Source organism: Acinetobacter sp. ANC_7635, from assembly GCF_056779945.1.
The window spans coordinates 1-21,474 of record NZ_JBWYIS010000013.1 but is presented as its reverse complement, the minus strand read 5'-3'; the positions used below and the strand labels follow the sequence as shown (position 1 = coordinate 21,474).

General features: G+C 39.4%; 16 protein-coding genes. 4 read left to right on the top strand and 12 right to left on the bottom strand.

The annotated features are described in order from the left end of the window. Positions 1–10: 10 nt before the first annotated feature. The 5 genes from nuoF to ndhC form a co-directional block, all read right to left on the bottom strand. Positions 11–1,342: an NADH-quinone oxidoreductase subunit NuoF gene (nuoF, locus tag AC1M89_RS12400; RefSeq protein WP_035267262.1), complete on the bottom strand. Its 1,332-nt coding sequence runs from the start codon at positions 1,340–1,342 to the stop codon at positions 11–13. Further along, positions 1,339–1,848 (bottom strand): NADH-quinone oxidoreductase subunit NuoE, encoded by a 510-nt coding sequence (nuoE, locus tag AC1M89_RS12395; RefSeq protein WP_035267260.1) that lies wholly within the window; start codon positions 1,846–1,848, stop codon positions 1,339–1,341. The genes nuoF and nuoE overlap by 4 nt, the downstream gene beginning before the upstream one ends. 12 nt (positions 1,849–1,860) lie before the next feature. Further along, entirely contained in the window at positions 1,861–3,648 is a 1,788-nt protein-coding gene (gene nuoC / locus AC1M89_RS12390; protein WP_035267259.1) for an NADH-quinone oxidoreductase subunit C/D, read from the bottom strand. Positions 3,649–3,736: 88 nt separating this feature from the next. Further along, the gene (locus AC1M89_RS12385) at positions 3,737–4,417 is read right to left on the bottom strand and encodes a NuoB/complex I 20 kDa subunit family protein (protein ID WP_035267257.1); all 681 of its coding nucleotides are present in this window, start codon (positions 4,415–4,417) and stop codon (positions 3,737–3,739) included. Between the two features lie 6 nt (positions 4,418–4,423). Beyond that, positions 4,424–4,972, bottom strand: a complete 549-nt coding sequence (gene ndhC, locus AC1M89_RS12380; protein ID WP_035267255.1) for an NADH-quinone oxidoreductase subunit A — start codon at positions 4,970–4,972, stop codon at positions 4,424–4,426. 469 nt (positions 4,973–5,441) lie between these two features. Between ndhC and AC1M89_RS12375 the strand changes: the two genes are divergently transcribed. Beyond that, complete coding sequence (locus AC1M89_RS12375; RefSeq protein WP_481590469.1) at positions 5,442–5,798, top strand: hypothetical protein; 357 nt, start codon at positions 5,442–5,444, stop codon at positions 5,796–5,798. Positions 5,799–5,853: 55 nt separating this feature from the next. Here the strand turns inward: AC1M89_RS12375 and bfmS are convergent, their stop codons facing one another. After that, the gene (bfmS, locus tag AC1M89_RS12370) at positions 5,854–7,503 is read right to left on the bottom strand and encodes a sensor histidine kinase BfmS (protein WP_035267252.1); all 1,650 of its coding nucleotides are present in this window, start codon (positions 7,501–7,503) and stop codon (positions 5,854–5,856) included. A 47-nt stretch (positions 7,504–7,550) separates the two neighbouring features. Beyond that, positions 7,551–8,267 carry a response regulator transcription factor BfmR gene (gene bfmR / locus AC1M89_RS12365; RefSeq protein ID WP_035267251.1) on the bottom strand — a complete coding sequence of 239 codons (717 nt, stop codon included), beginning with the start codon at positions 8,265–8,267 and terminating at the stop codon, positions 7,551–7,553. A 603-nt stretch (positions 8,268–8,870) separates the two neighbouring features. Between bfmR and AC1M89_RS12360 the strand changes: the two genes are divergently transcribed. The 3 genes from AC1M89_RS12360 to AC1M89_RS12350 all read left to right on the top strand — a co-directional run bounded on the left by AC1M89_RS12360 (position 8,871) and on the right by AC1M89_RS12350 (position 13,452). Beyond that, positions 8,871–11,696, top strand: a complete 2,826-nt coding sequence (locus AC1M89_RS12360) for a ribonucleoside-diphosphate reductase subunit alpha (protein WP_179999432.1) — start codon at positions 8,871–8,873, stop codon at positions 11,694–11,696. A gap of 194 nt (positions 11,697–11,890) precedes the next feature. Further along, positions 11,891–12,022, top strand: a complete 132-nt coding sequence (locus AC1M89_RS12355; RefSeq protein WP_081403264.1) for a YhgE/Pip domain-containing protein — start codon at positions 11,891–11,893, stop codon at positions 12,020–12,022. 146 nt (positions 12,023–12,168) lie between these two features. Then, a complete protein-coding gene (locus AC1M89_RS12350; RefSeq protein ID WP_035267248.1) occupies positions 12,169–13,452 on the top strand; it encodes a ribonucleotide-diphosphate reductase subunit beta in 1,284 nt (427 codons plus the stop codon). 129 nt (positions 13,453–13,581) lie between these two features. On the opposite strand, the gene AC1M89_RS12345 is transcribed toward AC1M89_RS12350, so the two are convergent. From AC1M89_RS12345 to AC1M89_RS12325, 5 genes are all read right to left on the bottom strand, one after another. Continuing rightward, positions 13,582–14,208: an IS30 family transposase gene (locus AC1M89_RS12345; protein WP_481596344.1), complete on the bottom strand. Its 627-nt coding sequence runs from the start codon at positions 14,206–14,208 to the stop codon at positions 13,582–13,584. Positions 14,209–14,271: 63 nt separating this feature from the next. Continuing rightward, on the bottom strand, positions 14,272–14,454 hold the full coding sequence (locus AC1M89_RS12340) for a helix-turn-helix domain-containing protein (RefSeq protein ID WP_481609038.1): 183 nt from the start codon (positions 14,452–14,454) through the stop codon (positions 14,272–14,274). A gap of 229 nt (positions 14,455–14,683) precedes the next feature. Continuing rightward, positions 14,684–16,381, bottom strand: a complete 1,698-nt coding sequence (leuA, locus tag AC1M89_RS12335; protein ID WP_481596345.1) for a 2-isopropylmalate synthase — start codon at positions 16,379–16,381, stop codon at positions 14,684–14,686. A gap of 96 nt (positions 16,382–16,477) precedes the next feature. Further along, positions 16,478–17,242, bottom strand: a complete 765-nt coding sequence (locus tag AC1M89_RS12330) for an AraC family transcriptional regulator (protein WP_481596346.1) — start codon at positions 17,240–17,242, stop codon at positions 16,478–16,480. Positions 17,243–18,340: 1,098 nt separating this feature from the next. Further along, positions 18,341–21,474 (bottom strand): BapA/Bap/LapF family large adhesin (locus AC1M89_RS12325; protein ID WP_481614268.1); only part of this gene is annotated, 3,134 nt, incomplete at its 5' end.

Below are 21,474 nucleotides of genomic sequence, written 5' to 3'. Positions count from 1 at the left end.
GTCGAATTCCTTAAGCTTGTTCTACGTTGCTAACTTGAGCAGCGGCATTCACCACTTTTGCTTCAAATTCGCCACGGAAATATTTGAGTGCACCCATGAGTGGTTCCATAGCACCAGGAGCGTGAGCACAGAAAGTCTTACCAATCCAAAGCTTACGTGTAAGCTCTTGCAAATGATCGATGTCTTCTTTCTTGCCTGTACCATCTTCAAGTGCTTTAAGCGCTTTCACTGCCCAAGGTAAACCATCACGACATGGTGTACAGAAACCACATGATTCACGCGCAAAGAATTCTTCTAAGTTACGTGTTGCTGAAACCATACATTGAGTTTCATCAACCACCATGAGCAAACACGTACCTAAACGCGAACCTGCTTTCATGATGCTTTCCGCATCCATTGGAAGATCGATGTGTTCAGCTGCCAAAAAGTCAGTTGATGCACCACCTGGTAACCATGCTTTAAGCTTTAAGCCATCACGCATACCACCCGCATGTTCTTCAATCACTTCACGTGCAGTTGTACCGAATGGAAGCTCCCAAAGACCAGGGAATTTCACTTTACCTGATGCACCATAAATTTTAGTGCCTGGATCTTTCGACTTACCTGCAGATAAATTGATATACCACTCAGGACCACGCAGCATAATTGCAGGTAAGTTATTGTAGGTCTCTACGTTGTTAACAATCGTAGGACGACCCCAAGCACCTGCAACTTGTGGGAATGGTGGTTTTGTACGTGGATTTGCACGGCGACCTTCAAGCGAGTTGATCAATGCAGTTTCTTCACCACAGATATAACGACCCGCACCAGTGTGCACATGTAGTTCAAAGTTCCAGCCAGAACCAAGGATGTTTTCACCCAAGTAACCTTTGGCACGAATTTGCTCTAAAGCTTGGTTCAAATATTTCGCAGCTTCGATGTATTCACCACGGATAAAAATATAACCATGGGTTGCTTCAAGTGTATAACCTGCAATTAACATCCCTTCGATCAATTGATGAGGAAGTTTTTCCATCAACAAACGGTCTTTGAATGTACCTGGTTCCATCTCATCGGCATTACAAATCAAGTAACGAGGACCTGAATTGTCATTTGGCGCCATGAGTGACCATTTAATCCCTGCAGGGAAACCAGCACCACCACGACCTTTCACAGTCGCTGCTTTAATGATTTCCAATACATCTTTAGGCGGCATTGTGAGTGCTTTTTTAAAGCCTTCATACCCTTCAAGAGACTCATAGTCTTCTACACTATGAACAAATTCTTGCTTGCTCAAACGCCATGTTAATGGGTGAGTTTCTGGGTTACCGTCGCCATAAATCGGTTTTGGTTCAGTATTCATACATACTTCTCCAATAACTGTTTCACTGAAGAAACTTCTACTAGACCGTGAGTATCTTCATTAATCATCAAGGTTGGACCCTTATCACAGTTTCCTAAACAGCAAATCGGGAGCAAAGTAAAACGACCATCAGCTGTCGTTTGACCAAATGAAATCCCGAGTTCGCGTTGGAATGCTTCTGCTAAAGTTTCCGCACCCATCAAGAAGCAAGCAATAGAATCACAAAGCAAAATTACGTTGCGACCTACTGGCTGGCGGTAAATACGGTTATAGAATGTTGCCACACCTTCCAAATCAGCAAGGCTCATTGACAACATCTGCGCAATCGCATTCATTTGCGCATCATCCACCCAACCATTACGACGTTGAACACATTTAAGTGCATCTAAACATGCCGCACGTGGGTATGGGTAATGACCAATGTGATGCTCGATTTCGTGGATTTCTTCCGCAGTTAAAATCCCTTCGACATTCACACGTGGCTTTTTATCAGTCAAAATCATCATAATGCGTACCCCTTAGCGATCCACGTCAGCCATTACGACATCAATCGTCGCTAAATAAATGATTAAGTCAGATACAAGACTGCCGTTAATTACAGAAGGAATTTGCTGTAAGTGCGTGAAGGTTGGTGTACGAATACGGGTACGGTAACTCATCGTTGACTTGTCTGAAGTCAAGTAGTAGTTCGATGCACCTTTTACCACTTCCGCCATAACAGATGCTTCACCTGCTGGCATGACAGGACCCCATGACACGCTTAAGAAGTGCGTAATCAAAGTTTCAATGTCTTGTAGTGTCTTATCTTTCGGTGGTGGAACAGCCAATGGGTGATCCGCTTTATAAGGACCAGATGGCATGTTATCCAAGCACTGCTTGATGATTTTTAAAGATTGTTCGATTTCACGGTAGTGAACGATCACACGTGCATATGCATCGCCTTCGTATTCTACAGGCACTTCGAAGTCGTAATTTTCATAACCGCTATATGGACGATATTTACGTACGTCAAAATCAATACCTGTTGCACGTAAACCTGTACCTGTTACACCCCATGCCAATGCAGATTTTGCATCGTATTGCGCAACATTACGGGTACGACCTTCAAATACCGAGTTTTTAAGTGCTGCAGTATGATATTCCTTCAAACGTTTAGGCATCCAATCCAAAATTTCACGGATCAAATGTTGCCAGTTGTTTGGAAGATCGTGTGCAGTACCACCGATACGGAACCATGCTGGGTGCATACGGTAACCCGTGATTGCTTCAATCGCGTCATAGATCTTTTGACGATCGGCGAACATATAGAATACTGGGGTCATACCGCCGGCATCCTGAATCGCTGTACCGATATAAAGCAAGTGGTTATTGATACGGAATAGTTCCGACATCATGACACGAATACATTGCGCACGTTCTGGCACAGTGATCCCTGCCATCTGCTCCACACCCATCACATAAGGCATGTTTTGCGCACAACCACCTAAGTAGTCAACACGGTCAGTATACGGAATGAATGAATGCCAAGTTTGACGTTCAGCCATCTTTTCCACACCACGGTGGTGATAACCGATATCAGGCACACAGTCTTTCACTTCTTCGCCATCTAACTGCAAGATCACACGGAATGCACCATGCGCAGATGGATGGTTAGGACCCAAGTTCAAGAACATGAAGTCTTCATCAGCATTACCGCGTTTTAGACCCCAATCTTCAGGTACAAAACGTAAATGCTCTTGTTCGAAATCTTGTTTCGCTTGGTTCTGACGATAAGGTGTGTATTCAGTCGCACGTGCAGAATATTCTTTACGCAACGGATGACCTTCCCAATACGTTGGCAATAAAATACGACGGAGCATTGGATGCCCTTCGAAGTTAATGCCGAACATATCGTAAGCTTCACGTTCGTACCAGTTGGCATTTGGCCAAATGTTGGTTGCTGTTGGAATATTGAGATCAGACTCATTCAACGCAACTTTAATACGAATATCCGTATTACGCTCTAGTGACAACAAGTGATAGAACACAGTGAAGTCAGACGCAGGTAACCCATCGCGGTGAGTACGTAAACGCTCATCTACCGCTGACAAGTCAAACAACATCACGTAAGGACGTGACACTGTACGCAAGAACATTAATACGTCTTGTACACGTGAGCGCTCAACCCAGACTGTTGGAAAGTCTTCAAAAGTCGTTTGCACGTAGAAATTCTCACCAAACTTGGTTTTGAGCTCTTCTACAATTGCAAATGCTGGGCGTGAATCAACTGGAGTTGATTCTGGCATAGCAATGTCAGTTTCAGCCATTGGCTTGGCTTCCTATTTAATACAAATTCATTCAACCAAAACGACAATTACACCCAAGCGGGTGCATCAATATTATTTGCCGTTAAGATTATTTAATTTCATCCATAGAGCGTAAGTGTTTTACTGCAATACGTTCAGCATTCTTACGGTCACGTTCAGGCTGCATCTTTGGCTTATAAACTGGCTTAAGATCATCACCGATCACCGCAGAAAGCGGACGACGCTCTAATTGAATTTGGTCTTGCAATAACATCAACGCTTGGATTAATGCTTCAGGACGCGGTGGGCAACCTGGAATATACACATCCACTGGAATGATTTTATCGACACCTTGTACAACCGAGTAAATGTCATACATACCGCCAGAGTTTGCGCATGCACCCATTGAGATCACCCATTTAGGTTCTAACATTTGCTCATAAAGGCGTTGAATTACAGGTGCCATCTTGACGAAGCATGTACCCGCAACAATCATCAAGTCCGCTTGACGTGGTGAAGCACGAATTACTTCGGCACCAAAACGTGACAAGTCATGCACGCCTGTTAAAGTCGTTGCATACTCTACGTAGCAGCAAGATGTACCAAAGTTGAACGGCCAAACTGAGTTTTTACGACCCCAGTTTACTGCTGTATGCGCCAAATCCTCTAAACGAGTCATGAACACATTCTTATTCACTTCTTCTTGTAGAAGCGGATCTTCTACAACGATACGCTCTTGAAGTGGATACTGATCAGCATCCGGATTCGCACGGGTTAATGTATATTTCATCCCGTATTACTCCTTATCAGATGATGTAGTCGTTGGCGAAGCTTTTACACGACCAGATGATTGCGCTGGAATTTGACCTGTAGGGTCAACCACCAACTCCTCAATTGAGTTGAAGCGAGTAATTTCTGCGAGATCCATATTTGGCGAACCAATTTTAGGTTTAATCCCTGCTGCTTTACGCTTATCAGATGGCGCCCAATTTAATGCACCAGTAGACAACTCATAAATCAAGCCAACGAGTAAAACTAAAATAAATACAGCTGCTGCTGCAAAACCGATCCAACCCACTTCACGAACTGACGCAGCCCATGCATAGAGATAGAGCGCTTCTAAGTCAAACACAACGAAGAAGATTGCAACCAAATAGAATTTTGCAGATAGACGAATTCGTGCTCCACCAGCACTAACTACGCCTGACTCGAACTGCTCTTGCTTAGCACGTCCCCACGATTTACCCCCTAGGAGTAGCGGGACAGTGAGCATAAAGACGCATAAAAATGTAACGCCGATCACGAAGGCAATTATTGCCCAATCGTATGGAGTAATGGCACTCATGCGGGGATAACTCCTGGCAGGCCTATTTATTAACAAAGAATGTATGTATTGGCCTTCAAATACACCAAACACAAAATTAATCCCGCCAATTGTACCTGATTTATGATTTCTGTTGCTAGCCAATCCCTCTAAGTCTTTAGGATGAATTTTGCCCTTTTTCCAGATTTCATGGTGATTAAAGTCAATAAAACCTTATTTAATCGTAGAAAGTTATCAAGGTGATACAACTGATTATTTTTTCCGAATAATCATTCAAAAAATTCAAGAGGCGTCAATCCACACACTATCACTTTTTTAGTTTTACCATTCGTGTTAGGTCAGCTTTTTTTGCACCAATATGGCTCAATTAATTTTGATTTATTCTATTTTAAAAGTTTTAAATTTTAATTGCTTACAATGTTTTAATTAACTTTATACAAATCGTGCTGATTTTCGTTATATGCTCAATTAAATAATAAGGAGAAGATCTATGAGTCTAGAATTCACACACAAACCTAACTATTTTTTATTTGCTCAGTTGATCGTCCATCATTTAGACAGCTATATCAAAAAACATCCTGATGCAACGAATGCTATTTTTGATTTACGCGATATTTATCAAATTTTCCGCCAAGACCTCGCCTCTACAACCACTAATCTTGATGCTATTCTCAACATCGCAGATGAATATACAGTTGAGACCCTTCACGGCGATCAAAAACTGATAAGCAATTATCATGTTGATGCAACCAATAACAGTTTACTGATCGATTTCAATGCCGATGCCTTAAATGCACTTAAGGAAGGAAAACGCATTATTGAACCCAATGCCAATAATTATCAATAAAAGGCAATAAAAATTATAAGAAAAGCGCTTAATCGCGCTTTTTTTAATTCTCGCTTTACTCTGACGTTTGACTGGTTTGAACAATCTTCTTCTTTTTAAATCTTTTGGCTGGCCACTGCATGGTGAATCGTGCACCACCCATTTTAGGACTTTGATCTACTTGAATCGTACCGCCAAACCAATAAGCGATTCGACTTACAATAGACAAGCCTAAACCATATCCACCTGAAGCACGTGTACGACTATCATCCAAGCGAGCAAAAGCTTCAAACACTCGCTTACGATCCTCTTCTGGAATCCCCGGACCATCATCTTCAACTGAAATATACGCCATTCCCTGAGCATCAATTCCACCAGTGATCAGCACTGTATCATCGCAGTATCGGATCGCATTTCCGACTAAGTTTTGTACTACACGATGCAAATAACGGCGTTCCGCATCCACCACCAAAGCTTGTGATGGCAAGTGTAATTGAATATTTTTATTGGTTTTTAATGCTTTAGTTTCAATAGCGACTTGCTCAAGCACTTCGTATAGTCGAATTTCCTTAAAATCAATAGAGGGCATGCCTTGCTCAAGTTTAGCATAGGTCATAATTTCATCAATGAGCGTGTTTAAAGCCTCAATGTCTTTATCAATCATTTCTACTTGTTGCTGACGATACTCATAATCCTCTTCATCAACCAACATTTCCATACCAAAGCGAATACGTGCGACTGGCGTTCGCAGCTCATGTGATACAGCTCTCATTAACTCTCGCTGAGCTTCGATCAAACGCTGTATATGATCTGACATACTGTTATAGCTGGCTGCCAAATGTGCTAACTCATCATATCCTTCGACAGGAACGCGAACGGACATATCCCCTTTTTGCATAACATTTAAGGCTGAGTTAACTTGCTTCAACTTGCGTTGCATTGGGACAATCAGACCATACACACCAAGCGACAAAATAAACATACTCAGCAAAGTAATCCCTGCCGCCAATTGGAATGGCATCCAATTGAACATTGGCACTGGTCCCATCACCAAGACATCACCAGACGAATTCGTCATTGGAGAAATGACAGAAATCGTAGTACCACGAATGCTAGCGCTATCCTGATACAGGATAACCCCTTGATCCGCACGTAAACGACCAATTTGCTCGGAATCTAAATTGAGATCAGACAGATTTTGAATGCTTAAATCATAAGAAAAGTGTTGCTTAATTTTTGCAAGATATTCCCTTTCCTGCCCTGGATAATAAACCAAGTATTCCCATACAAAGATTGGCAAGGCCTTCATTTGACGCTCACCAATATTATCCACTTTCACATAAAGTAAATGCTCAGGGTCATCTATTAAACCAATAATGACATAAGCAATACTTTCTTTGGCGTCATACCGCACCACTGCTTTGCGCTTTTCTAAACGATATTTTTCGGTGCGTGAAAGTTCGACTTTATCAGATTCTAGATAATAGATTGGAAGTTCGAGCAAATCAGATGCATCTGATATCCAATCCATTCTTTGTTGCATGGTTTGTTGTCTTGAAACACCCTCGCTAATGACGTACGAAATCCCATCAGTCAATGACTCACGGTATTCCTGCGCGCGTTGATAGTTGATGATTTGCACAAGCAAATAACCAAATATGGCAACCAGCACCACCAAAATGACGAGACCTGCGTAGATACGCAGGAATATACTGTGTTTAGACACTAAGGTATGACCTTCTGAGGAGTGAGGGCATTACCGCGGGGATGTGATTACATCCCGTTGGTTTCTTTAACGAATAAATATCCTTTACTACGCACGGTTTTAATACGTTTAGGATTTTCAGGATCATCACCAATTTTTGGACGGATACGAGAAATACGAACATCAATTGAGCGGTCTTGACCATCATATTCAATACCACGTAGACGCTCAAAAATGTCTTCACGTGAAAGGATACGACCAGCATTAGATGCCAACAACCATAATAAGTCATATTCTGCACTTGTGAAATCTACAAGCTCACCGTTTAAGGTTACAGAACGACCACCATTATCAATCACTAAATCATCAAATTCGATACGTTGAGCAACTTCATCCTCTGGTGTTTTGTCTGTACGACGAAGCAAAGCACGAATACGCGCTAATAGAACGCGTGGCTGAACTGGTTTCGCAACATAATCGTCTGCACCCATTTCAAGACCCAATACTTGATCCATGTCTTCAGTACGAGCAGTCAACATTAAAATCGGTTGATGATAATGTGGACGAACCTCACGACAAACAGTTAGACCATCAGCACCAGGAAGCATAACATCCAGCACCACCATATCCGGTTGCTCTGCGATAATACGACGGATTGCACGATTACCGTCTGGTTCTACCCCAACTTCTAATCCATTACGAATTAAATACTCTTGCGTTAAACGCGCAAGACGCTCGTCATCTTCAACGATCAAAATCTTTGGTAACTTTTCTTCTTGGCTCATAGAATGCCCCTATATTGTTACGATATCTGCTGATTAAACTTCACAGATTTACATCGATATGTTTTGCAATATACACACGTTTACATTGTAAACAAGAGCCTGTTCACGAAACTGATACACGAGCGTAGTCTTTTGTTATCTTTTTATTAACTATTGATAAATAGATAGTTTTGCCAAGTCGATCAATATTTTCAATCAACTTTAAACTTTCAAACACAAATCAATTTGATGATATTTTAAACAAAATATTTCAAAAAAATTATTTTCGAGAAGCAATTTGCACTTTCAGAGTTATCCACAAACTTATCTATAAGCACTCTAAAAAGTCTCTGTTATGCTTAGCACCCTGTGACGCTGACTACATAACAAAATGGCTGAACATGGAAAAAGTATAGGGAAATTTGAGTGTTAAACTCAGAAAAAAAATTATCAAAATGTCAATATTGATCTACCCTGAAATTTACCGTATCTTGTGTCTTAATTTACATTAAACCACTAAGTCTTGTGTTTACCCTCAAATATCGCGATAGCTCATTTTTTGAGTTTGTATCCGATTCAAATGGTCCATAAGCATAAAAATGATGAGAATGGAGCGACGCTGAAATGAGCGCTAATACAACCCCTGGTCAACTTCAAGTGATTAAACGCACTGGTGATGTTGCCACTTTTGATGCAGATAAAATCTCTGTAGCAATTGGTAAAGCATTTTTGGCTGTTGAAGGTCAACCAAGTGCAGATTCGAGCAGAATTCACGATCGTATTACTCAGCTGACTGAGATGGTGATGAACACGTTTAAGCGTCGTTTACCTTCAGGTGGCACGATTCATATTGAAGAAATTCAAGATCAAGTTGAATTAGCTTTAATGCGCACAGGTGAACAAAAAGTGGCACGTGCATACGTGATCTATCGTGAACAACGTGCTGAAGCGCGTAAAGAGTTAGGTGCTCATCATCACCCTACTCTTCAGATCACAGGTCAAAATGGTCAGCTCCAACCATTAGATTTGAGTCGTTTACAAGCGAAGATTGAAAAAGCTAGCGAAGGCTTAGAAGGCATTGATGTTCAAGCGATCATCGATGAAACTGTAAAAAACCTATACAACGGTGTTAAAGCATCAGACATCTCTACAACGATGATGATGGCGACACGTACACGTATTGAACAAGAACCAAACTATACGTATGTCACTGCACGTTTGTTGCGTGACAACTTAGTTGCAACCGGTCTTGAGTTTCTTGGCCTATCTAAAGACACGCTTGAAAATGATGCGCTTGAAACCTTCTTGAAAAAAGGTGTTGAGCTAGAGCTTCTTTCTCCAGAATTATTAAATTTTGATCTTGTAAAATTAGCGGCTGCGATTAAACCAGAACGCTCTAATCAATTTACATATTTAGGTCTTCAAACATTATTTGATCGTTACTTCATCCACTCTGATGGCGTACGTTTCGAATTACCACAATTATTCTTCATGCGTGTTTCTATGGGCTTGTCGCTCAATGAAGACAACCGTGAAGATCGTGCAATCGAATTCTATAACTTACTTTCTAGCTTCGATTACATGGCATCTACGCCGACTCTATTTAACTCAGGTACATTACGTCCTCAGTTATCAAGCTGTTATTTAACAACGATTGATGATGACTTGTTCGATATTTATGGCGCTATGCGTGATAACGCAATGTTGTCTAAATGGGCAGGCGGTTTAGGTAATGACTGGACACCAGTTCGTGCCTTGAACTCATACATCAAAGGTACTAACGGAAAATCGCAAGGTGTTGTTCCATTCCTTAAAGTAGCGAACGATACAGCCGTTGCAGTTAACCAAGGTGGTAAGCGTAAAGGTGCGGTATGTGCATATCTTGAAACTTGGCACTTGGATATCGAAGAATTCCTAGAGCTTCGTAAAAACACGGGTGATGACCGCCGTCGTACACACGATATGAACACTGCAAACTGGGTTCCAGATTTGTTCATGCAACGTGTATTTGAAGATGCTGAATGGACACTCTTCACCCCGTCTGAAACACCAGATCTTCACGATTTAACGGGTGCTGAATTCGCAGAACGTTATGCTTACTACGAAAGCATTGCGAAAGAAACAGACATGCTTCATAAGAAAGTCCGTGCGAAAGACTTATGGCGCAAAATGTTATCAATGTTATTTGAAACAGGTCACCCGTGGATCACATTCAAAGACGTATGTAACTTACGTTCACCGCAACAACACGTAGGTGTGGTGCACTCTTCTAACTTGTGTACTGAAATTACATTGAACACAAGCAAAGATGAAATTGCGGTATGTAACTTGGGTTCAATCAACCTTGTTCAACACGTTCAAGGTGGTCAATTAGACCGTGAGAAACTTGCTCGCACGATTAAAACTGCGGTTCGTATGCTCGATAACGTCATCGACATTAACTACTATGCAGTACCACAAGCGCGTAATTCAAACTTGAAACACCGTCCAGTGGGTATGGGTATCATGGGCTTCCAAGATGCACTATACGAAATGAAGATTGCTTACGGTTCTGATGCAGCGGTTGAGTTTGCAGATGAGTCTATGGAAGTGATTTCTTACTACGCGATTCAAACTTCAAGCGATTTGGCGGTTGAACGTGGTACGTATGAAACATTTAAAGGTTCATTGTGGGATCAAGGTATTTTACCAATTGACTCTCTTGAGCTCGTTGCGAAATCTCGCCCAGAACGTATGTTTGAAGTCGATCGCACACAACGTTTGGATTGGGACACGTTACGTGCCAAGGTTCAAAAAGATGGTATGCGTAACTCGAACGTGATGGCAATTGCACCGACTGCAACCATTTCAAATATTTGTGGTGTATCTCAATCTATTGAGCCAACATTCCAAAACTTGTATGTGAAATCGAACTTGTCTGGCGAGTTCACTGTCATCAACCCTTACCTCGTTCGTGCATTAAAAGAACGTGGTCTTTGGGATTCTGTGATGGTCAATGACCTGAAACATTTCGAAGGTTCAGTACAAAAAATTGCGCGTATTCCTGAAGAGTTAAAAGCAATTTTCGCGACAGCATTTGAAGTTGAAGCACGCTGGATTGTTGATGCTGCATCACGTCGTCAAAAATGGATCGACCAAGCACAATCTCTTAACCTTTACATCTCTGGTGCAAACGGTAAGAAATTGGACATCACATATAAGATGGCATGGTTACGTGGTCTTAAGACGACTTATTACCTTCGTGCATTGGGTGCGACATCTGCTGAGAAATCTACGATTAACACAGGTGCATTAAACGCAGTTAAACCTGCGACAGTTGCAGCACCAGTGGCAGCAGTTGCTCAAGAAGCTAAGCCTGAAGCAGCCGCGACAGAAGAAGGTTTCGAACAAGCAGCGCCAGTACCAATGGCATGTTCAATTGACAATCCTGATTGCGAGGCTTGTCAATAATGAATAGTGTTAATCCTGATTTAGTTTTAGGTATATTGTCTATAGTTTTAGGTTTTTCAACGATTGTTGTTCCTATCGTTATAGCTATCATTATTGCAATGAAAAACTAAAACACTCTAAAAGGTTGATATTAATTATCAACCTTTTAGGCTTATCAGAATTAACACTAATTCATCTACAAAAAGGATTCCATCATGCCACATATGACCCATAACTATATGTTAGGACTTGCGGTATTGATCTTTGCCTTTATTTTCTTTTACACGCCGATGGTCTATGCATTTTTAGCCATTCGCAAACAACAGAAGCGTAAGCAAAATAAGTAGTGCGGAAATTCAATCTACTCAAACGAACAAATTGAGTACATTCATCGGCAAAACTTAATTTTGCTTACACAATATAAGCGTATAGTAGGATGTCTCACGTTGAGATGTCTGAATAAAAAGATATAAGCAACGTAGAGAGAATTGATATGTCTATCCTCAGTTGGGACGATTTCGAAGATGATGAACCGAAACAAACTGCACAAGCACAGCAGTCTGCGCCCATCGAACCGCAAAAAGCGCCTAATCCACAAGTGGTATCTGATGCACGCAACGAACCGACGCGTGTGGCAGCTGCACAACCCGCTCGAACCAGTTCAAACGGAACAACAAATTCAGCCGATCCGTTGGCAAGAGCATCTAACGCCTTAGAACATTTGGACGTTGCTCCAGGTCTTGAAGAGTTAGAAATGGGCGCTCAACGTGTTCAAGTTGATGATAAAGCAATGATCAACTGTCGCGCTGACTTGAACCAACTTGTACCATTCAAATACGAATGGGCTTGGCAAAAATATCTAGATGGTTGTGCAAACCACTGGATGCCACAAGAAGTTAACATGAACCACGATATCGCACTTTGGAAGTCAGAAGATGGCTTAACTGAAGATGAGCGTACCATCGTGATGCGTTCTTTAGGCTTCTTCTCTACTGCCGATTCGTTGGTCGCGAATAATTTGGTTCTTGCTATTTACCGACACATTACTAACCCTGAATGCCGTCAATACATCTTGCGTCAATCATTTGAAGAAGCGATTCACACGCATGCTTACCAATATTGCATCGAATCTTTAGGTATGGATGAAGGCGAAGTCTTCAACATGTACCGCGAAGTTCCATCAGTTGCGCGTAAAGCTGCATGGGGCTTGAAGTACACTCAAGAATTAAGTGATCCAACATTCAAAACTGGCACCCCTGAAACAGATCAAATCTTGCTTCGCAACTTGATCGCATTCTACTGTGTTCTTGAAGGTATTTTCTTCTACTGTGGTTTCTCTCAAATCTTGTCAATGGGTCGTCGTAACAAGATGAATGGTGTTGCTGAGCAATTCCAGTACATCTTACGTGATGAGTCAATGCACTTGAACTTTGGTATCGATATGATTAACCAAATCAAGATTGAGAACCCACATTTGTGGACTGCTGAGTTCCAAGAAGAAATCATTCAAATGATTCTTGAAGGTACGATGCTTGAAATCGAATATGCACGTGACACAATGCCACGCGGTGTATTGGGTATGAATGCTGCAATGATGGAAGAATACTTGAAGTTCATCGCAAACCGTCGTTTAGCTCAATTAGGTTTACCTGAGCAATTTGCTGGTGTGAACAATCCATTCCAGTGGATGTCAGAAATGATGGACTTACGTAAAGAGAAGAATTTCTTCGAAACTCGCGTAACAGACTATCAAACTGGTGGTGCGTTAAGCTGGTAATGCATCACGCTATTGTATCTAAAAATAAAAGAGCCTTATATGGCTCTTTTATTCTTTATACTCAAGCAGGTTTAGTATGTTCAAGAATAAAAAAAATAAATAGCAGGGTTAAGTTTTAAGATTCTTAGATTAACATTTGAAGGGCAACACCATGTTGTTGCCATGATACTTGACTCGGACTTTTAAAGCCGAGTCTTTTCTTAGCCGATGATTCAAACGTTGAGTGATTTCTGAGATGTATTCATCCGTATAGATATTTAAATCACTCCCTTTTTTAATGTATTGCCTGATTAGACCATTGGTATTTTCATTTGTGCCTCGTTGCCAAGCATTATAAAGATCAGCAAAACACCAGTCTATGTCTAATTCTTGAGCAGTATACTCATGCAGGCTGAACTCCTTACCATTATTTGCGTTGATTGTTTTGAGATGATCTTTGATCGGCTCAAATAGACGGATAGTTGTTTGGCAAACTTCTTCTGCCTTTCGTGAGCTACACTTTTTGAGCCATAGATAACCTGTCTTGCGATCTACAATCGAGACCAAGGATTGCTGATAGTTCTTACCTACAATCGTGTTTATTTCCAGATCACCAAAGCGAGTCCGATGCTCAATCTCAATAGGTCTATTATGAATGCATCTACGGGTTTCATGAAAGCCGTACTTTCGTTTCCTTTGATTTCTGAAACGTAGGTTGTGAAAGAGTGTGCCACCCTTATTTCTATCCTGCCGAATGAAGCGATAAATTGAATGCAAACTGACTGAAACACGAGAAGTGATCTGTTCAGGACTCCATAGAAGATAAGAGATAACTTGTGCCTATATTTCACAAGGGATTATTTTAGAATTGGAACAATGGCGTCTTCGAGCGAGTGTATTAGCATGTGTAGGGAAGTAACCATTTCTCGCTCGATTACGTTTAATTTCTCTAGAAATAGTTGAAGGTGACCGATTGAGTCTCCAAGCGATATAATGTTTAAAAAAACCTTCACGTAATAATATATAAATCTGATATCTTTCTTCTTAGGTAAGATGAGTATAGTTCATGAAGCAATTTTGACTTTGGATGGTCGGAAGCAAAATGCTAAATCATCTTACTTCCTTCCAATAACTTAATCATTCAAAAATTTTATTGTGAATGTTTTTTTTCCTTAGTACCACATACCGATTAGAAATATAAATCTCTGCTTTAAAAAATAACACTATATAGTCACCTGCCTAATCACTGTAGTCATATTAATTGTAATTTTTCTAAATAATTCAACTTATACGACCTAGAAAATGCATTCAATAGTGCTTGGATAGATGCGGAAGCAATATCAGTATCAATTGCAATTCCCCAATACGTATTTCCACTGTAGTCTATACAACGAATATAACTAATAGACCGGCTACTACTCTGCTTCCCTAAAGTATGTTCTGAATACTCAGCAATCGTTATTTTACAAGGCCATTTCTTATTTAAAGCATTGACTGAGGCAGATAATAATCCATTTCCACAACCTACTAGATTGATAATCTCACCATGTAACTCAATAGATAGTTTGACTTCATAAACATCATCTTTTTTATCCGATTGATAACTTACAAGTTCAAAATTATCTTCATTAGCGTTTATACCATATTCCGTTCTAAATACTGTCCAAATTTCAGCATGAGATAACTCTTTCTTATTGTTATCCGTCATCTTTTGCACGATTTGGCTAAAATCTTTTTGTAACTTTAGTGGTAAATCTATGCCATGATTTTGCTGCAATATCCAAGCGGCACCACTTTTACCAGATTGACTATTTACACGAATTACAGCCTCATAACTGCACCCTAAATCAGCTGGATCTATAGGCAGATATGGAACTTCCCAAAATGAATGATCTTGAACATTTCTCGCTTTAAAACCCTTTTTAATTGCATCCTGATGACTACCTGAAAAAGCTGTAAATACTAATTCACCTACATAAGGATGCCTTGGGTGAATCGGAAGTTCATTACATTCTTTCACGATCTCTGCCACTTTCTTGATGTCAGAAAAATCAAGTTCAGGATAAATGCCTTGTGTGTACATATTCAAAGCAATATTCACAAGATCAACGTTCCCTGTACGTTCACCATTACCAAATAGACAGCCCTCAACACGGTCTGCACCTGCAAGTAATGCTAATTCAGCAGTTGCAACGCCTGTTCCCCTATCATTATGAGGGTGCACACTGATACAAACCTGTTCTCGTTTAGTAAAATTTTTACAAAAAAATTCAATCTGATCGGCGAAAATATTAGGTGTACTGACTTCAACGGTAGTGGGCAAATTAATAATCATTGGATTTTTAGGACTTGGAGCCCAAACTTCAGCTACGGCTTCACAAATTTCTAGCGCAAACTCAATTTCGGTAAAGCAAAAAGTCTCCGGAGAATATTCATAAGTCCATTTAGTTGCTGGATATTGCTTACATAGAGATTTCACCTGTTGTGTTGAAGCAACGGCTAGTTCAATAATTTCCTGTTTAGACTTTTGAAAGACAATTCTGCGGAATACTTCTGCCGTGGCATTGTAAACATGAACAATCGCTTGCTTTGCTCCCATCAGAGACTCAAAGGTTCTTTCAATTAGGTCTGGTCGGGCTTGAGTCATAACCTGGATACAAACATCATTTGGAATCTGATCATGTTCGATGAGGTAACGAACAAAATTAAAATCAGTTTCTGATGCCGCAGGGAACGCAACCTCAATTTGCTTGAATCCACATTCAACAAGCATTTGGAAAAATTTAAGTTTCCTATCGTGATCCATAGGATTGGCCAATGCCTGATTACCGTCTCTTAAATCGGTTGAACACCAAACAGGAGGGTGAGTAATTTTTTTACTTGGCCATGTTCTATCAGTAAAATCGGAAAAATCGAATGGACGATATTTATTTTGAGGATGAGTTAACATGATGTGATCCTATGACTTTAATCACATCATCATGAATCATCATTTTTTGTCTTTCTTTCGATTTAAAGACAAATACCATCTAGAAAAAGACAAAATCTAATCTGATTTTTTCTTTATATATTCTGTAGGCGTCATTCCCATTTGTCTTTTAAACATATAGGAGAAAGCACTAGGACTCTCATAGCCTAAATCTAAAGCGATATTGAGTATTGGCTTTCTCATTTCCAAATCAGTCAAGGCTTGCAGCAATTTTGCTTGCTTCAGCCATACACTAAAATTCATATTGAGTTCTTTCTGGAAAAGTCTTGAAAGTGTTTTAGAGCTAAAAGCATGCTGTTCGGCAACCATCTCTAAATGGTTGGTTCCGGAGAGATCTGCTTTGATATTTTCACAAATTTCTTTGAGTATCTCTGACTTTGCTTCTGGCAACTGAAATGGAATTTCTTCTAAAAAGCGTAACTCATCTAATATGAGTTCCAAAAGCCGTTCGTTTCTAGTATGAGGTAAGATTTCTTCTTTTATCTGTACAGCCTGATTAATAAGTTCTGACAGAAGTTTTGGAATAGCAACAACACTACATTGCGTATTGAAATCAGCACGGGCAAAGGGATCAACAAATATTCCTCGGGCTTCCACATTACCAAATATCTTGATTGAATGTTTTTTGTTTTCAGGTATCCAAATACCTTTAGATGGAGGGATGACCCATATTCCTTCTGACGTTCGAACATGAATGACTCCAGAAAGAGTATGTAGTAACTGGATTCTGTCATGTTGATGAGTCCCTTCTACATAACCATGAGCATACGACTGTGCATAAGCATAGACTGGATAACTAAGCTGACCATGAGAATAATGCACGAGATGTATCTCCTTAATGCTCGAATTCATATTTTATAGATGATCGAGAAATAAAAAATATTTATAGGAAGCTTTGTAGTTAACTTAATGCCTGATATATGAATAGATTAAAGTAATTGTTATAGTTTTCTTAGTCTAAGAACTATTTTCGTAAAATGACACAGGTTGTGTCGCTATATCCCAAAAAATGACATAGGTTGTGTCGCTAAAATTGTCATTATGTGTCGCAAATATTACGAAGCTTTTGAATTTATTAAAAGAGAAATGACAACTTATGTGTCGCGTGACGATCAAGCTATTGTATCTAAAAATAAAAGAGCCTTATATGGCTCTTTTATTTTTTATACTCAAGCAGGTTTAGTATGGTTCAAGAATAAAAACAAATAGCAGTGTTAAATTTTCAGATTAAAATTTTCATATTCACATGTTTATTTAAGCATCAAAATCAATCAAAGTTAAAGCACTGAGTTTTCAACCAATTTAAGAATATCGAATTATGCAAGCATTCCTTTAAATCCAATGTGAATAATGAGTAATGAGCGGATTATTCTTCAAACTCAGGCAAAATGATCTCTATAACCTAATTCTGCAACACATATCGAGTTATAAAATTAGACATTACTACTCCCCCCATACTAGCCACCTGAAAACACAAATAAAAATGAGCAAGGTTAACTTTTTTTAACGGAGCGAGTGTTTGTTTCTCTATTCTATTTAATAACGTTCAAAAACAGGTCTAAATATAGAGATGAAAATCTCTTTGGAGTAGGAATTTAATTTTTTGAATCATTACCATTTTTTATTATCAATAAATCCTAAACAACATTTTTTATGATTAAGTCTACCCCTGATGACTAACACATAAAGCTCTATAAAATGGTGCTTAGATATGATTTTTTTGTTGCAATCTCGTCTCCATAATGAATTTTTTTATTAGAATATTTTTCAAATGACGAAATAACAAATACAATTTTTTGTTCTTCAAAAATTAATTTATTCAAATTATTAGTATTTTATTTTTTTCATACCAATTACTTTTGATTTCACATTTTTTAAAAATAAAAAGAGGTCTCGAAAGACCTCTTTTCATTTGTTTAATTAAATTTGATTATATTTTAACAGATCATCGATCGCATAAAGACTGCTATCTGTATTTTGCAGAACAATGAGCTCAGTTGGGTTATATTTCGTTTTAGCCCCATCAGTATCAACACTAATCACCGTATTTGCACCATCTTGTTTGATCGTTACAAATTCACCAATGTTAGACGATGTAACATTCTGATCTTTTAATAAAGCAGAAATATCAACTCGATCACCTTCAGCTTGATTAAAGTCAGTCCAAATATCTGGACTTTCGTTATGTTGAGCTTGATTGAGCACATCATAAAGGACTGTATCTGCGCCTTCACCAAGAGTAAAAGTATCGATTGAAGCAGATGCTTGTACGGTATCTGCCTCCTCACTTCCAGTTAGCGTCATCGAAACATTAATTTCAAGTGTTGCAGATTGTGATGTTCCCGCTTTAGAAACTGTTGTATAGGTGAATGTTTCAAGACCTCCACTTAAACCTGATGGTTGATACTCATAGGTGCCATCTTTGAACACAGTAAGGACACCGTGCTTACCTTGAACTGTGAACTCTTGACCACCTTTAGCTGGATCATTTACATAAAGCTCTTTAGATCCAATTTTCAGAATATCAATTTGGTCGATAGCTGTATCATTTTCAAATAAATCACCCTCAAGCAATGGTGTATCAGTTGGAGTAATATTATTGATCATTATTCCAGTAATTGATGCACTAGATACATTCACTGAATTAAATGTACCACTCGTTGTGTTAATTGAAATAACATAATCACCTGCATCGAGCACTTTGCCATCATCTAAAATAATTTCTGAGGCATAAGTCGTTGATGTCGAAGGATTAAATGTTGTTCCAGCTGGCCATGTAATACTAACATTTCCGGTATAAACTTGTTCAAGCACTTGTTGTTCAACGCCGTTGACAAGCTGAGTAGTCACCTTATTAATCACAACACTCATTGAAGGATTATCATTAGTTAAAGTACGAGTGATATTCCCTTGGAGATCTAAGCTACTAATATAAGATCCTTCTTCAACTTTAAATTCTAGTGTACGACTTGCAGATCCAATAATTCCAGACTCTACAGATTCATTGAGCGTTGAATAGTTTGCAGCTTGAACTTCTACAACTTCTGCATCGTTAGCTACTGTATTGGTATCAATCTTAATATTGAGAACTTCAATGTAAGTTGTACCATCTGCTCGTTCCACTACAACCTCAAAACGATCAATCTCACCATATGGTGGAGTCCAACCCACTGTGCTTTGTGGAACTGTAACATTGTAGGTATAAGTACCGTCAGTATTAATATTGAGTGAGCCATATTGACCCTGTACAACTAAAGCTTCACCTTCAACCACATCAGTGTTATTTACCAATATTAATTTATCTGTCGTAATCTGAGTCGCATCACCTTGAACTGATCCAGTTATCGTTTCTGGGTTTGCATAATCGTAAATATTGACATCTGTAACTTGAGCTGAAGCTCCTCCAATTACGTTTACACCACTAGTTTGCTTGATAATACCAACGTAAGTACCCTCACCAAAACTCAATGTTACCGGGGTTGAAACACCACCGCCAATGAGCACTTGAACAAAATTTGGAATTTCGTGTACTTGAACCAACTGTTGAGTATTCTCATCTAAACGATAGATAACCAAACTAAATGTTGAAAGTATCGTTACCCCGCCCGCGGAACCGGTAAAGGTCATTTCTTGGAAAGTACCGTCTTCAACAGTGAAGTCCATGACACCTTCCGTACCAATTACACTTGCAGACAACACATCACCAGCAATACCTAGATCAAGTAAATTCAATGCGACTGCATTTGAAATACCTAATTCTTCGCCTGTGGTTTCAGTTAAATCAGGAGTAACATCAAGTAATACTGTATTATCAATGATGGCATTTTCATCTGTGGCAACACGCACTAATTCAATATTCAATTCAGCTGTGCGTTTTTCACCATTTGGTGCCGTTACCTCATATACAAAACGATCAACTTCACCGTAATCTCTAAATAATGGATCTACTGTATATGTATATTGTCCATTTTCAGAGATAGTTAAAGTGCCATACTCCCCTTTAATTGTTGCAATACCATCTGTAAATTGATTAATGGTATCTTCACCATGAATAACTCCGCTGATTTTACTACCCTCTGGGACGACATCTGTACCATTTTGATAATCCTGATCCGTAATCACATTACCATTTATTGTTCCTGTCACAGCTTCTGGATTATTAAAATCACGTACAGCATCTGATTCAAATCTTAATGTATACCCCGTAGCAGCTGACAACCCTTGGCCGTTACCTAATACAATGAGCCACTCTCCTTCATCTAAAGAACGACTTATCGTTTCTGACACACCACCTAATACAACGAGATACCAATTATCAATTTTTTCTTTTAATTCATATTCACCAGTTGACTCATTTAACTTATACATAAATAAGTTCATCGTCCCTGCTGTAAGACCACCAGCATCAGCATAGAAACTAATATCTCTTTCGGTGCCTTCTTCGACTGAAAGGGAAACTGAGGAGCTAAATACGCTTTCAAGCACACTTGCATTTAACACTGGACCTAAGCCAACAGAACCCACTGTAAATCCTGTTGAGTTAAGCTCTGTTGGTGTTTCATTAACATCTACAGTCGGTGTGATATCCAATACCAATTGCACATCATTATTCGCTGTTGCAAATGGCTCAGGTACCTCAATATCTACGAGATCATCTATTCTTTCTTGCAATAGAGCTTTTGCAGCTTCAATCGCGTCTGAAGTTTGATCAATATTGTCTAATGCTTGTTGTGCAAGAGTTTTTGCTGCCTGAGCAGCTTCTAGGGACTCTTGCAATTTATCAGCCTCTGCCTGTGTTACAGTACCGTCTTGCAAGGCGTCAGCTAAATCCTCTTCAGCCGTTGTATAAGCTTCTTCAGCACTTTCTATTAAAGCTTCGACCCCCGCTAGTAAAGTATCAATATCATCAGAAATATCATTTTCATTTTGATCATTTACTGTTGGTAAAGTGATATCAACCAGGTCATTTAAACGACCTTGTAGCGCATCTTTTTCTGCTTGTACTGCCTCAGGTAACGCTGTCACTTTTGTTTGTGCTTCTGTTTTCGCAGCAA